The organism is Fibrobacter sp. UWH9, assembly GCF_900129715.1.
Taxonomy (GTDB): domain Bacteria; phylum Fibrobacterota; class Fibrobacteria; order Fibrobacterales; family Fibrobacteraceae; genus Fibrobacter.
Genome location: NZ_FQWP01000016.1, coordinates 62,235 through 76,831, shown reverse-complemented (window position 1 = coordinate 76,831; position 14,597 = coordinate 62,235). Strand labels below are relative to the sequence as shown.

The following is a 14,597-nucleotide window of genomic DNA, read 5'->3' as shown; positions in this document are numbered from 1 at the left end:
AGTAGGTCGCCGCTGGATTCACGGGCCCCCCGAGGAAAAACCTCGGGGGGCCCTTTCTTGTTTATGTCCATCGCCGTCGCGCCGGGGCGTCGACGCGGGCATCGCCCGCCGTACATGACGGCTTCGGCCCACCGCACCTGCCGTCGCCAGGCGCAGGCCATGAGCTGTCGCAGGAGGCTTACCGGGAAAGGCGGACCCTGCCGGCGGCCTTTCCGCCTGTCCCCAGGTTTGCGGGGCCTGCCCGACGAATCATCCCCTCAAAAAGCTGTCTATCAATTTGTGTAATAGATATGTATTGCGTTGCCTTACTTGCAAGGATGTCCTAATCTATCTATATTTGGGCCACTAACCCCCAAAAAACCTTAAATTAAGGCAATCTTATGTCAGATCGTTTTATCGTGACCGGCAACTTCACCGATGATCCGTTTGCCATTGATATGGCTCAGTACATCGGTCTCCGCGAAGACATTTCCGACGTGGTCTCCCTGAAGACTTTCGCCAACTCTGAATTCTGCCCCCGCTATATGCTGGATGCCGATGATATCGAACATATCGGCCGCCGTCTGGAAGGCAAGATTGTCTTGATCTGCTCTGTTTCTAACCATGAACGTAGTCGTAACGACTACGCTATGCGTAACTGCATCCTGGCCCGCGCTGCCAAGGATAACGGCGCCGAACAGGTTGTTCTCGTAGAACCGGATTTGTTCTACTCCGCACAGGACCGCGGTCCCCACCGTATTGGCGAACTGGAAAAGGATCGCCCGGATATCGACCTCAAGAAGTTTGATGGTCAGGCTTTCACTAGCTTGCTCTATGCCGATCTTCTGAAGAAGGCTGGTGTGGACGCTGTTGTTACCTGCCACAACCACAGCATCAAGGTTCAGAACCTGTTCAACGATATTTTCGAAGGTCATTTCCACAACCTGATTCCTACCGATGTCTATGCACACTACATCAAGAACAGCAACTTCGTGCAGACTGGTAAGGATGGTAACAACCTGGTGATCGTTTCTCCGGATAAGGGCGCACGTCCTTTCATGAACGCTGTGTTCGATGCTCTCCAGCTCCCCGAATGCAAGCGCGTGGTGATGGACAAGGTACGTACTGGCGAACGTGAAATCTCCATGACTTTCAACCCGGAACTTTCTGACATCAGCATCGATGAAATTGAAGGTAAGGACGTGATCGTGTTCGATGACATGGTCCGTACCGGTACTACTATCGTGCAGTGCTGCGAACACATCAAGAAGGGTCATCCCAACCGCGTGTGCTTCGGCGTCACCCACTTCCACACCAGTGCAGAAGCTCGTGAAAAGCTGAACAGCCCCGCTATCGATGAAATTCTGACCACCTCCACTCTCCCCGACATCATGAATCGTGACTGCCAGGGTCGTCTCCGCAAGAAGCTCACCGTGCTGAAGCTGGGCAAGTGGATGGCTCGCCATATCATGCAGACTTACGGCATGGACGATGGACGCTTCGAACGCGATTTCTACAAGATCGACATGAGCTCCAAGAATCCCCGTTGGCCGCCTCAGCAGTTCTAGTCTGAATCGATACGGTTTAATGTAAGCGATTTGAAGAAGGCCTCGGACTTGGTCCGAGGCTTTTTCTATGGGTTAGATTTTTCTGTTTGCGATTATACCTAGGTTCCTTCATTAATTCGGAATGCCACCATGGTAATGTCGTCAAACTGGGGAGCCTTGCCGGCATGGGTCCTGACGGCCTCGCGAACGTCCTTACAGAGTTGTTCCAGGGGCTTGTCCTTGGAGGCATTCAGTGCGGCCAGCATTCGATCGTTGCCGAATTCCTCGTTGTTTTCGTTCATGGCTTCGGGAATGCCGTCGGTGTAGGTGAACATGATGTCGCCGGGTTCCATTTGCAATTCGAAGTTCTGGTACTTGATGCCAGGCATGCCGCCGACTACAAAGAAGCTCTTGATTTGGGCCAGGTAGAATTCTTTGCCCTTCTTCAGGAGTGCCGGCTTTTCGTGGCCCGCATTGCAGAAGGTGAGGACGTTTGTCTTTAGGTCCAGAACGCCGCAGAGGATGGAGACGAACATGTCGACGGTATTGTTTTCGCAGATTTCCTGGTTGGTTCGTACCAGGGCCTCGGCTGGAGAGTAGCCGTTCATCAGGTTGTGGCGCAGGATAATCTTGCTGACCATCATGAATAATGCTGCGGGGATGCCCTTGCCGGATACGTCGGCGATACAGAGGGCGATGTGGTCTTCGTCGATAAAGAAGAAGTCATAGAAGTCACCGCCAACTTCTAGGGCGGGGTCCATCATGGCGTAGTTTTCAAATCGTTTGGAGTGGAGTGGCTTGGGGAGGGCCGCCAGCTGGATGGCTGTCGCAATTTCAAGGGCCGTATGTTCTTTCTGCTTTTCCGCCGTCATTGCCATAATGTGGTTCAGGTAGTCATCGATCTTGCGGGACATGTCTACGTAGGAGCGGGAAAGGGCGCCGATTTCGGTGGTATACTTCAGGTACTTTTCGCACTTGTTGGAGATTTCCTCCAGCTTCTTTTCCATGGTTGAATCGTGGCTGAATATCATGGCGATTTCACTCATCTTTTCGATGGGCTTGATAACGGTGCTTTCGATAAACCGCAGATGGATAAGGCTTCCCCAAATGAGGATGTTCAAGGTAATGACGGCACTGTAGTAGACCTTGTTCCATAGGTCCAGATTGCTGAGGTTGTACCTATAGTGGAACACGTTATAAGCGGCGATACCGGAGCAGATAGAAATGAGGATGCTCAGCAGGAGTATGAACAGCAGGAATTTTTCGTTAAGGGAGAACGAGAGGATGGTATTCCTGGGGGAAGCGCGGTGGTACTTATACTGGAACACGACGGAGGATAGGCTTAGGTAGGGGATGCCCATTACGATCATCGCCAGCAAGTTGTTGAAGAAGATATTTTCGCCCAGGATAAAATTCGACGGGAGGCCGACACACTTTAATAGCAGACAGATAAGGAACGCCACAAGGAGGGCGTCTGCCGTGGATATGATGAGGTATTCTACGACTTTGTGGACTCGGTTCAGTCGGAACTTGTTGATGTTATTGCGGCGGAGGTAATGCCAAACTTTGGCGGGAATGTACCCGTAGATAATCTGGATGAGGAATCCCGGTATGAAGACGGCGGCGGAGTATCCTGACTGGATGTCGGAGAAGAGGTTTGCGAATGCGCAGCCCAGGGCTCCGGGGAGACCGAAGGTCATGGAAAACAGCATGGGGAGGGCTGCAACCAGGCGGACTTCCGTCGTATCCGAAATCTTGAGGAATATTCGGCAGGGGAAACCTAACAAATAGAAGGTAAGTCCACAGAGTAGGGCGATAACGACTTTGGTCAGAAGGGGGTGTTTCTTCATTCTTTCTTTCATTTGACAATATCCGCAAGAATTTTTCAAGTTTAATATAATTTACTTACGAAATGGTGATTTATATTATAAAACTTTTAGTGCGTTATGGCACATTTTGAGATGGTGGTCTTTAGGGTGAATTCGGTGGCGAATTGCGTAGACTAAAAAAAAATTTTGATTATCTTTAATGTGCAAGGGCTGAAAAAACAAAAACAATCAACCATAGGTGTGTATGTCCGCAAAAGTGACTAGCAGCGATCGCATCGAAGAACTTTTCCCGGAAACTCCGGTCCGCAAGATCCTTACCCCCATTGAACGTCTCATGAAGGTGGAGACTACTGGCGGTATCGTTCTTATCATTATGACCATTGCAGCTTTGCTGTGGGCTAATCTCAGCCCTGAGTCCTATCATCATGTATGGCACATGCCTTTTGCCGTGACTATCGGTAGCTGGCTTGGTACTGCTGATTTGCATTGGCTGATCAATGATGCCTTGATGACCATCTTCTTCTTTAACGTGGGTCTCGAGGTGAAGGGCGAGATGACTTACGGCGAACTTCGCGATCCGAAGGCTGCAAGTCTTCCGATTCTCGCGGCTGCCGGCGGTATGCTTTTCCCGGCTTTGATTTACTTGGCTGTAAACGGTCTGACAGGTACGGACGCGACTCGTGGTTGGGGTATTCCCACGGCAACGGATATCGCTTTCGTGGTTGGCTGTATGGCTATCCTTGGCAAGAAGGTGCCCCATGCTCTCCGCGTGATGATTTTGACTTTGGCTATCGCCGACGATATCGGTGCCATTCTCGTGATTGCCATTGGCTACCCCAGCGGTGACGGTATCAGCTTTGCCGCTCTGGGTACTGGCGTTGCCTTGCTGGTCTTGATCAATGTGCTGTTCCGTCTGGGTGTTCGCAACTTGCTGCTCCATGGCGTAATCGGCGTAGCTGTGTGGGCCTTCTTCGTAAAGAGCGGCGTGCATCCCACTATTTCGGGTGTGCTGCTTGGTCTTTCCGTTCCGGCCAGGGCTGTGATTGCCGGCGGCAAGATGGGCCTGTTTGCAAATAATGTGGGTCACGTTCTTTCTGGCGAAGCTACCGACAGCGAAGAGAAATATCGCGTGTTCAGCCTGCTGAAGCAGGGCGCCAAGGAAAGTATTTCTATGCAGGAACGCCTCTACAAGACTTTGGCTCCCTGGGTCAACTTCTTCATTATGCCGCTGTTCGCCTTGGCCAATGCCGGTGTCGAAATCAAGCTTGGCGGTGTGGAAGTTCCCGTGATGGGCGCTGTTGCCCTGGCTCTGGTATTCGGTAAGCCTATCGGCATTTTCCTGTTCAGCTTCCTCTCTGTGAAGATCGGTATTTCAAAGCGTCCGAGCTACAGCTGGAAGGCTCTGTGGGGCGGTGGCATGTTGGCCGGTATCGGCTTTACCATGGCTCTGTTCGTGGCAAGTCTCGCCTTCGATGTTGGCGATCGTCAGGATTCCGCAAAGCTGGGCATTCTGCTGGGAAGCTTCAGTGCCGCCATCCTGGGTACCATCTATATGAGCTTGGTTTCTAAGCCGAGCAAGGATGAACCTGAAGGACACGGTCACCACTAAGATATAATCGGGCGGGTAACCGCCCTTTTTTAATAATGCCGCATTTTGTATACATGCTTCGTTGTAAGGGGAATCGCATCTACACGGGTTATGCCGTGGATGTGGAGGCCCGTTTTCAGCAGCATCTGACTGGCAAGGGGGCTCGCTTTACCAAGGCTTTTCCGCCGGAGTGTATTCTGCGAACTTTTGAGCTGGAATCCAAGGAGCATGCCTTGCGGTTAGAGGCTCGAATCAAGAAGCTGAAACGATCCGACAAGGAAGTTCTTGCAGCCGGAGACAAGACTCTGGAAGCGGTTCTGATGGGAAGTCTCGACCAGCTTTTAAAACCCCGGAGGGGTTCCAGGTTTGCGGTAAAACGCCCGCTTATCCCCCCAAAAAAAAGAATCTTGATTCCTGCGAAATCTGATTTACTGAAGGACCAGGTCCACCACCAGGTAGGCTGCCATGACCAGGCTGCAGACGCTGATAAAATTCTGGATGAACTTGTTGCCTTTCTTGCGCTGGAGGGCGCTGCCGAAATAACCGCCACACCAGGCGCCGGCTGACATGACGATGGCGATGGGCCAGTTCACTTTTCCGGTGAATGCGAGAACCGCGGTGCTGACCACCAGGAATACGGTTGTGAGGCAGTTCTTGAGGGCGTTTACGTGGATGGGGTCTAGACCGGTGTAGCGGGTGAGGCTAAAGATCTGCACGAATCCAACGCCAATCTGCACGATACATCCGTAGACTGAAACCAGGGCGAACCCGATGGCTCCGCCCAGGGTCAATTTTTCGGGCGGGTTTGCAGGGGGCTTTCCGAACAGGTCATTGCGGGTGTGGCTCATGATGACTACCAGGCAGATGGCTCCGGCGATAATGGCCTGGAATACCTTGTCGCCGATGTTTGCGAGAAATCCTACGCCAAGGAGGGCTCCCACCAGGGAGGGCCAGAATAGCTGCTTGAAGAGTTTCTTGTTCAGGTAGCCGTGTTTTGCCAGGTTGTGGACGCTGCTCAGGTTTCCGATGATGAGGCCGATGCGGTTGGTGCCGTTGGCCACGGTCGGGGGCATTCCCAGAAAGATCATGATGGGAAGGCTGAGGGAACTTCCGCCGCCGGCGATGCTATTGATGAGGCTGACGACAGCGCCCAGGATAAAGAAAGCGGGATACTGGCCGTACTGCCACCAATCTGCGGATGCTGCGGTCATTTACTTGCTCAGTTCCTTCTGCAGGAAGTTCCTGTTGTCGATCACCTTTTGCTTCTGGGAGTTGTCGGGATATTCCGCCAGACATTTATCCAGGGAGGCGATGGCTTCGTTCAGGAGGGCGGCCTTCTTTGCGGCGTCCTTCTGTTTTTGGGCCTTGCCGAAGAGCTGGCTTGTGGTCTTGCGCTGGGCGTTGCAGTAGGCGTCGGCCAGCTTGTTGTATTCCTCGATGGCTTCCTTGCGGAGGGGGCTGGACTTGAGCTTGTTCAGAAGTTCCTTGGCTTCGGCGAACTTGTTTTTTTCCACTAGGTCCTTTGCCTTGGCAAGTGCTTCGGCGGGATCGTTCTTCTGCCAGTAGGCGGCGGCTTCGGCGTCGTTGTTGGCGGACATGTTGCGGATGTCGTCGATCATGGCCTGGATCTTAAGTGGGTCTTCGAAGTCGCGATAACGCATCTGGAATTCCAAGGCTTTCTGTTCTGCTTCGGTGAACTTTGCCTGGTCGTTTGCCAACTTGAGGATTTCGGATTTTTCCTTGCGGGCCTTGTCCAGGGTGTTGTTGTAGGCGATCTGTTTTTGCTGGTTGGCGAAGTTGGTCAGGGAATCGCCGGGAACCAGCGCGATGAGGTTATCGGCGGCTTCGGCCACCAGACTGTAGTTGGAACGGGCGCGGTTCATGTTCTGAATTTCAAGGACCAGCGGCTCGAACTGCTTTGCGCGTTCCGCATTGGTCTTTCCGAATTCGGCCAGCATGGAGTCGGCCTGATTTTCCCATTGATTCCACAGGGGCTTGATGACGCGGAAACGCTGGAGATATTTTACAGCGTCGTCGACCTTACCCTGTTTGTACAAACTATCGGCGTATTCGAAAACTTCGTTTGCCATGGCGGGGAACGCCGTGTAGGGGTCGATGACCGTAAGGGCCATGGGTTCATTTTCCGAGACCTTTTCCTGGGCGGAGGCCATAGAGGATGAGGACTGCTGGGCGGGTTCCGCAGACTGGGAAACAAGTTCGTTCTTAGGGACTGCTGAACTGGAGGAGGGTGCTGCGGTTTGCTGAGGTTTAGATTCAGAAATCGCAGAGGAGGACTGCTCCTGAACTTGCTCGGGTGCTGCCTGCTGTGCTCCTTGAGAGGATTGCTGTTCTGTGTTTTCAGGCTCGGTGCAGGGGGCGGGGGCTCCTGTACATGCAGAAAGGGAAAGTCCCATTGCTGCGATTCCTGCGGTACTTAAAAAAATACGAGAACTGAAATTCATACAAAGATCCTTTGTTTTAAAATCGTCCTGAACTTTTTCAAAGGGCTAAAAACTTATTCGGCCTCGATAGGAACAAATGCGTTGTTGCCATTGAATCCTTCGGGCAGATCCCAGTCATCATCCTTGGGCATGGCGGCTGCGGCCGGTGCCGGTGTAACAGACGGTGCGTGAGGTGCGGGTTCCGCTGCTGCAGTTGCTTCTGTTGCGGGAGCCTGTGCGCTTGTGGAATCCGATGCTGCGACCTCTGCTGGGGCGGTGGAGGCTTCGGGCTGTTCTGCAGCGGGCATGGGTAAGCTAACCATGATGCCGGATTCTGCTGCAGATTCCGCGGCCATTTCCTGCACTTGCGGAGGAGTGTAGCCCGGAATGTCGATCCAGGGGAGAGGGCGTCCTGCTTCGGCGCTGGCCCCGGCAAGAGTCATACCGGTCATGGGATCTACTACAAGTTCGCCTCGTTCATTGCCTAGCTGCAGCGGGACTTCGCCTGCGGCCAGAACAGAAATATCCAGGAAGTCCACCTTCTTGGGAGTGCCCATGATTTCAATTTCTTCCTTGGCGAAGGCTGCCCACTGGGGGAGACCGCCAGAGGCACCTGCAATGCGGGTACGTCCAGACTTAAGAGGTTTGTTGTTGTCGAAGCCCACGTAGCTACCGATGGCCACGACAGAGTCCAAAGTGGCTCCGTTCTTTTCGCCGCTGTAGGTGGGTATCGCGCCCATGAAGGCCACGTTTCTGTAGTCGTTTGTAGTACCGGTCTTGCCCAATGCAGGGTAGCGCAGGCTGACGGTGCTATCGGGGGAAGTAACCGTAATGGCGTTATACTGGCTGCGTGCTGTACCGTTGCTGAATACGGAGTGGAGCATTACGGCCATCTGGGTTGTAATGTTGTCGTCGAGGATGGTCTTGGATTCCATCTTGTTCTTGAAGATGGTGGTGCCGTCACGATTCTTGATTTCCTTGATAAAGCTGGGGTCGGTCCAGTCGCCATCCAGGCTCTTGTAGATCTTGCCGGTAAGCAGGGTCTGGTATGCGGTAGAAATTTCTGACAGGGTAATTTCGTTTACGCCCAGGGGCATGCTGAACACTTTCTGCAACTTCTGGTGGATGCCGATTTCCTTGGCGAAGCGTGCGTAGTCGGCCATGGCCAGGGAACGTCTGTAGTCGGGCCAGAAACGGATGTGGTCTGCATCCAGGTAATCGGCTTCGCCATCGACGGGTTCGATCATGGTGGTCAGACGCTTCATGTCGGCCATAGTAAAGTCGGGGAACAGTTCCACGGATTCCAGAGGCGGAAGCTGGGCTGCCATATCCGGATCCAGTTCCAGGGCCTCGCGGGCACGGAGCTTTTCATAATAGCTCTTGTAGTTGTGCTGGATGAACTTGACGGTCTGGGCATCCTTCTTGGACTGCTTCATGGCGATGTCGTTGTGGGTGCCGTAGCGCAGGTTGATGACGGCCCTGGCCTTGGCGTCCTTGCCTTCGCCCTTGTAACGTTCGATGAGGGCGAACTTGGCCTTGGTAAATTCGATTTCCTTCTTTACTTCTTCCTTCAAGGTTAGACCGAACTTGTCGCGGAGTCTTTCAAAGTAGGCCTTGCGTTCTTCGTTGTCGAATCGGGCGTAGTCGTTTTCCTTGGCGACGGCGTCAAATTCTTCGGGGCTGAGTTTGTCCAGCAGGTGTTCCAGCAGCCAGATGCTGGCGATATTTTCGGAACGGGTGGTGGCCCAGGCGATGCTTACGATGTCGCCCTTGTTCTTGTGGTCGGGGCGAGGGAAGTAGAACTGGTTCGTGAACTGGAATACGTTGAAGTCGTTTTCAAGCGGGTCCAGGTAATTGTAGTTGTACTTGAGAGCCAATGCGTAGAGCAGGGGTTTCCAGCTGGAGCCCAGCTGACGCAATGCCTTGAAACTTCTGTCGAATCCGGTGTTGTGGAAACCACCCTGGGTTGCGACTACCTGGCCATTCTTAATGGCGAAGAGGCCACCCTGCAATACAGGTTCCGTCTCGATCTTGCAGGGAACGTAACCGTTGATTTTTTCTACGTCCAGAATGCTGACCAGGAGGATGGCCCCCTTCTTCAACTGGGGTGCCAGAGCCTTGTTCACGTCGCCGGGCTTGCGGGCGTCACCGCTGATCTGTACGGCGAAATCCTTGATGGCCTTTTCGGTGACGATACCTTTAAGCTGGCCGAAACTTAAGGTGAGGGATTTCAGCTTGCCGGTGGAATCCACGAATACGCTGTCGACGGCGCCGTAGAGGTAGTCGCCGCGGCGGGCGCTCTGGGCCTTGTTGGCGAACTGGGACTTGGGAAGTACGAAACCGCCCAACTGCATCTGGAGTCCGCTGATATTTGTCTGCAGGGCGCGCTTGGCGGCATCCTGGGATCTTTCGTCGAGGGTCGAGATGATGGTCAGCTGAGCCTTGCGCCAGTCTTCGATGCCATGCTTTTCGAATTCAGCCTTGAAGAAGTCTCCGTCCAGCTTTTCTTCGATGCGTTCCAGGATGGTGCTGACAGAGAAGCGGAAGTTGCCGTGGTTGAACTGCAGCGGCGTTTCCAGGGCTTCGGCCATTTCTTCTTCGGAGATGTACTTTTCGTCGACCATGCGGCCAAGTACGTAACGCAGACGTTCCTCGCCACGCTTGATTGCCTTTTCGCGGCGTTCGGCGCTACGCTGGATGAACGGGTCGTAGTTGAAGGGTCCCTTTACGGAACCTGCAATGAAGGCGCATTCGGCGAGGCTCAGTTCCTTCAGTTCCTTGTTGAAGAAATACTGGGCGGCGATGGCTACACCCTTACCGGTACCGGAAACGTGGAACTGGTTCAGGTAGAATTCAAGAATGTCCTGCTTGCTGAAATGGCGTTCCATGCGGAGGGCGTTGATCAGTTCCTTGCCCTTTTCCTTGATGCTGCGTTCCTCGCGGCCGAAAATGTTCTTGACGGTCTGCTGGGTCAAGGTGGAACCGCCCTGACGCATGTGGCCTGCCTTGATGTTTGATGCCATGGCGCGGGTGAAACCGTAAATGCTGAAGCCGTTGTGGTTCCAGTAGCCGGCGTCTTCGGCGGCCACCAGGGCGTTTACGATATTGGAGGGGATGTCGCCGTAGGGTACATAGATACGGTGGTTGGCGTCAAAGAAGGCTCCTAGCAAGGTGTTGCCGTCATTGTAATAGACGCGGGTCTCGCCAGAAAGGACCTGCAATATGGATTCCCTGTTGAACTGGTTGTCGGGATCCTTATCGGGTAACACCTTAAAGACCAGGATGTAGACGGGAATGCAGCAAATGAGGCCCACCAGGGCAAATGCTGCCACAATTTTCAACAACTTTTTTAGAAAACGCATATAAAAAAGTTAGAAATTTTGGGAAATCCCCTTGAAAAAGCGTTAGAAATAAAGTATAATTTGTGCCCCCAAGATGGGAAGATGGCCGAGCTGGCCGAAGGCGCGTCCCTGCTAAGGACGTATAGGACTTAATCCTATCGCGAGTTCGAATCTCGCTCTTCCCGCTGCAAAGACCCCGAGTCGCAAGACTCGGGGTTTTTGTTTTATTGTATGCGGTATTTTATCACATTTTCCCATAAAATGGGCGTTTTCTATTGACTTTTACATTTTCTTAAGAGATATTATATCCGTTGTAAATATTTTTTTAAGGAGTCCTCTATGAAAGCATCTAGTTTTTTTGCCGGTCTTGCCCTTGGCGCTGCTGCCGCCCTTGCTGTTTCCAAGAAGCTGAAGTCGTCTTGCAGTTGTGAAGGAAACGCAGAAAATCCCGCCCTGAAGGATGCTGAAAACGCCGTGGAAACCCTCCGCTGCTCCGTGGATTCCCTCCGCAAGGAACTGAACAGCCGCATCGAATCCGAACAGACCTATGCCGCCCAGTGCGAAGACCTGAAGGATCAGGTGGCCAAGATGGACGTGGAAATCGGCAACCTGAAGAACATCTGCGAGAAGCAGGACGGTGTAAACAGGAAACTGGAAGAGGAATTGGAAGAAGCCAAGTCCAAGTAAGTCAGACTGGTTTTTGTTCCGTACAAATACTGTAAAAAATCAGGAGCCTGCGTCCCTCGGTCGCGGGCCCTTTTTTTGCTGTTTTATGGCCATGTTGGCGCGATTCAGTCATTCCTTTATTTTTAAATTTTGATTGTGGCACGAATTTTGCGACATAGATTTTTTTTGAGATTGGCTCTCGTTCCGGTGTGGGTCGTTTTGTTCCTGTGCGGTTGCGAGGAAATCGAAGAAGAAAAGCCCTGGATCCAGGTGGAACGTCCGGAAATGCTTTTTACCGACACCACCCTTCTGGATAGTTACGACAAGGGTGTGCAGGCCTGGAAACTGAAGACGGCCTATTTGGAACGTTGGGGCGACAAGGACCTTGTCTTTGTGAAGCCGGTCCTGGTGGACATTTACGATTCCCTGGGAGAACGTACCGCGTTCCTGCGTGCCGATTCCGGCCGCCTGGATATGAAGTTTACCTATGTGTATGCCTATGGCCACGTTTATGCCCTGACGCCCAAGGGGGCTTCGGTCCGCTCCGATTCCCTCCTGTGGAACAAGAAGGACAACCTGGTAAAGACTGACAGTTATGTTCGTGTGGTTAGCGAAGACGGCGACGTGCTTCAGGGCAAGGGTTTCGAAAGTGACGCCCATATGGACAACTGGCGGATTCTTTCTGACGTGACCGGCATTTTCCAGGATGCGGCTAAACGCCTGAAGGAAGAGGACAAGAACCAGGCTTCCGAAATCGAGACCCGCGATAGTTTGCAGAGGGCTAGACCGACTGCTGGTTCTGTCCGCGTGGTTTCATCTTCTGGAACACGGGTGCCGCAATCTTCTGCGTCGCAGGCTCCGGCTGACAGCGCCAAGAAAAAACCTGGACCTAAGAAATCCTGGAAGCGCACCCTTACGAAGAAAGACGAGGCGAAGGACTAGAAGATGTCTCGATACATTGGTTCTTTCAAGTTTGGTCTGTTCCTGGCGTTTGCGATTCTGATCTTGTTTTCGGGCGAGGCGGTGGCGCAGTCTTCGCCTATTATCATGAAGCATGCAGACAGTCTTGCGGTGGCCCGCAAGCGCGGAACTCTCTTGCTGCATGGCCGTGTGCAGTTCCTTCACGATAGTGTGCAGTTCAAGACCCAGCGCGCCATCTGGAATAAGGATGGTGAAGTGGTCCAATGTGATGGCGGCTTCCTGTTTACCCACCCCTCGGGTTATATCGATGCCCGCAACGGTGTGTACCAGAAGAAACGTGGCCTCGCCACCGCTACCGGCGATGTCCATGCTGGTGATTCCGCCCATACCTACTACTTTACCGGCGAGTACCTGGAGTATGATAAGGAAAAGGAAATCCTGACCATGCCTACAAAGCCGGTGCTCCGCCAGTTCGAGAAGAACAAGTCCGGCGGCGAGGATACCGTAAAGATTGTGGCCAGGCGAATTGTGTACAACAAGAAAGATGGCTATGCGGAAGCCCGCGGCGATGTGACCATTACCCAGAAGGACGTGGCCATTTCTGCTGACAATATGAATTACAGCAAGAAGGACGATTACGCCGAGGCTTTCAATCATGTAAAGCTGACCCAGAACGACATGGTGGTGACTTGCGATACGGGATATTTTGACCGCAAGAATAACTGGCTTTCGATGAAAGGCAACCCGACTTGCGACCTGAAGAATTATCACCTGACGGGCGACTCCATTTTCCTGGTGCTGGATTCTACCGGCAACTCCCTGAAGTCTGCGCTGGTGATTCGTAATGCCCACGGCATCCAGCAGGAAGAACCGAAGAGGAATGCTCCGGGTAGCGTGACGGAAGCCTTTGGCGATACCCTCTTTGCAGAATTCAGCGGAAACAAGATTGAACGCCTCTATGTGAACTTGAACGCCCGCGGTTTCTTTTACGAGACGGACCTGCAGGATTACAGAAACTTGATGGACGGCGACCGCCTTGACATGTATTTTAACAAGGGCAAGATGGACAAGGCCGTGGTCTCCGGCAAGGCCCAGAGTACCTATTTCTACATCAAGAAGGATCGTTCCGTGTCTGGCAAGAATGAGGCATCGGGCGATACCATCCATATCTTGTTTGACGCCCAGAAGAATGCAGTAAAGTCCCTGAAGCTTCTAGGTAATTCCACTATGGCCAGCGGCCGTTATGTTGACCTGGAAAAGGAACGCCGTAACAAGGAACTTGCCCTGAAGGATTCCCTGGCGAAGGTGGATTCATTAAAAAAAGAAAATAAGGCGGATTCGTTGACAGAAGCCGGTGCTTCTATCGATAGTAAGGAGCGGGAAGTGCAACCCGCGAAAAAGCCGTCGGCTTTCAAGAAGGCTTTGTTGGACAGGAATCGGTCCAGAAAAAAATCAGAAAAAACTCCATCGGATTCATCCGCGGTGAATGTAAATTCTAAGCATGTAGAGGAAAAAAAGTGAAGAACCTTGTCAGTACCATACGCACAGAACACCTGCGAAAGGTTTATGGTGGCCGTCAGGTCGTAAGCGACGTTTCTATCCGTGTGTCGCAGGGTGAGATTGTCGGCCTTCTTGGCCCCAATGGTGCCGGCAAGACCACGTCTTTCTACATGATCGTGGGAATGGTCCGCCCTGAGTCTGGACATATCTTTCTTGATGATATCGAGATGACCGACAAGCCCATGTACAAGCGCGCACGACTTGGCATCGGTTATCTTCCTCAGGAAGCTTCCATCTTCCGCAAGCTTAGCGTAGAAGATAACATTATGGCCATTCTTGAAACTCAGGACATGAAGCGCCGTGAACGCAAGGTTCGTCTGGAGCAGCTCCTGGAAGAATTCAAGATTACCCACATTCGCAAGACCAAGTCTATGAGCTGTTCCGGTGGCGAACGTCGCCGTCTTGAAATCGCGCGTGCTTTGGCCAGCGACCCCAGCTTCCTTCTGCTGGATGAACCTTTTGCCGGTATCGACCCCATTGCCGTGGCCGATATCCAGGGCATCATCTCCGGGTTGAAGGACCGCGGTATGGGAGTCCTCATTACAGACCATAACGTGCGTGAAACCCTTTCCATTACGGACCGGGCCTACATTATGTACAAGAGCCAGGTTCTTACGGAAGGCTCCTCTGAATATTTGGCGAACGACCCCGAGGCAAGACGTATTTACCTCGGCGATAGCTTTAGATTGGATTAATTGGGTTTGCATATAGGAAATGCAAATTTT

10 protein-coding genes, 1 tRNA gene and 1 pseudogene are annotated in these 14,597 nt (G+C 52.6%); 8 read left to right on the top strand and 4 right to left on the bottom strand.

The window, feature by feature from the left end:
- Positions 1–380: 380 nt before the first annotated feature.
- Positions 381–1,547 (top strand): ribose-phosphate diphosphokinase, encoded by a 1,167-nt coding sequence (locus tag BUB94_RS12325; protein ID WP_073161199.1) that lies wholly within the window; start codon positions 381–383, stop codon positions 1,545–1,547.
- 98 nt (positions 1,548–1,645) lie between these two features.
- On the opposite strand, the gene BUB94_RS12320 is transcribed toward BUB94_RS12325, so the two are convergent.
- A complete protein-coding gene (locus BUB94_RS12320; RefSeq protein ID WP_249506389.1) occupies positions 1,646–3,388 on the bottom strand; it encodes a PP2C family protein-serine/threonine phosphatase in 1,743 nt (580 codons plus the stop codon).
- A gap of 211 nt (positions 3,389–3,599) precedes the next feature.
- Here BUB94_RS12320 and nhaA point away from each other — a divergent pair, with 211 nt between their 5' ends.
- The gene (gene nhaA / locus BUB94_RS12315) at positions 3,600–4,964 is read left to right on the top strand and encodes a Na+/H+ antiporter NhaA (protein WP_073161197.1); all 1,365 of its coding nucleotides are present in this window, start codon (positions 3,600–3,602) and stop codon (positions 4,962–4,964) included.
- Between the two features lie 35 nt (positions 4,965–4,999).
- Positions 5,000–5,206: pseudogene (locus BUB94_RS17205) on the top strand (GIY-YIG nuclease family protein); the annotation flags it as partial.
- A gap of 165 nt (positions 5,207–5,371) precedes the next feature.
- Here the strand turns inward: BUB94_RS17205 and BUB94_RS12305 are convergent.
- The 3 genes from BUB94_RS12305 to BUB94_RS12295 are packed head-to-tail and all read right to left on the bottom strand — an operon-like array spanning position 5,372 to position 10,746.
- On the bottom strand, positions 5,372–6,154 hold the full coding sequence (locus BUB94_RS12305; RefSeq protein ID WP_073237484.1) for a sulfite exporter TauE/SafE family protein: 783 nt from the start codon (positions 6,152–6,154) through the stop codon (positions 5,372–5,374).
- Positions 6,155–7,405 (bottom strand): hypothetical protein, encoded by a 1,251-nt coding sequence (locus BUB94_RS12300; protein ID WP_073237482.1) that lies wholly within the window; start codon positions 7,403–7,405, stop codon positions 6,155–6,157.
- Between the two features lie 53 nt (positions 7,406–7,458).
- Positions 7,459–10,746 (bottom strand): transglycosylase domain-containing protein, encoded by a 3,288-nt coding sequence (locus tag BUB94_RS12295; RefSeq protein ID WP_073237479.1) that lies wholly within the window; start codon positions 10,744–10,746, stop codon positions 7,459–7,461.
- A gap of 75 nt (positions 10,747–10,821) precedes the next feature.
- Here BUB94_RS12295 and BUB94_RS12290 point away from each other — a divergent pair.
- The 5 genes from BUB94_RS12290 (at position 10,822) to lptB (ending at position 14,567) form a co-directional block, all read left to right on the top strand.
- Positions 10,822–10,910, top strand: a tRNA-Ser gene (locus tag BUB94_RS12290).
- 154 nt (positions 10,911–11,064) lie between these two features.
- Positions 11,065–11,412, top strand: coding sequence for a hypothetical protein (locus BUB94_RS12285; RefSeq protein WP_073161192.1), 348 nt, complete (start codon positions 11,065–11,067; stop codon positions 11,410–11,412).
- A 165-nt stretch (positions 11,413–11,577) separates the two neighbouring features.
- Positions 11,578–12,333: an LPS export ABC transporter periplasmic protein LptC gene (gene lptC / locus BUB94_RS12280; RefSeq protein WP_254793732.1), complete on the top strand. Its 756-nt coding sequence runs from the start codon at positions 11,578–11,580 to the stop codon at positions 12,331–12,333.
- Positions 12,334–12,336: 3 nt separating this feature from the next.
- Positions 12,337–13,833, top strand: coding sequence for an LptA/OstA family protein (locus BUB94_RS12275; RefSeq protein ID WP_073161191.1), 1,497 nt, complete (start codon positions 12,337–12,339; stop codon positions 13,831–13,833).
- Positions 13,830–14,567, top strand: a complete 738-nt coding sequence (gene lptB, locus BUB94_RS12270; RefSeq protein WP_083538271.1) for an LPS export ABC transporter ATP-binding protein — start codon at positions 13,830–13,832, stop codon at positions 14,565–14,567. Before BUB94_RS12275 ends, lptB begins: the two co-directional genes overlap by 4 nt.
- The last annotated feature ends 30 nt before the right edge of the window (positions 14,568–14,597 follow it).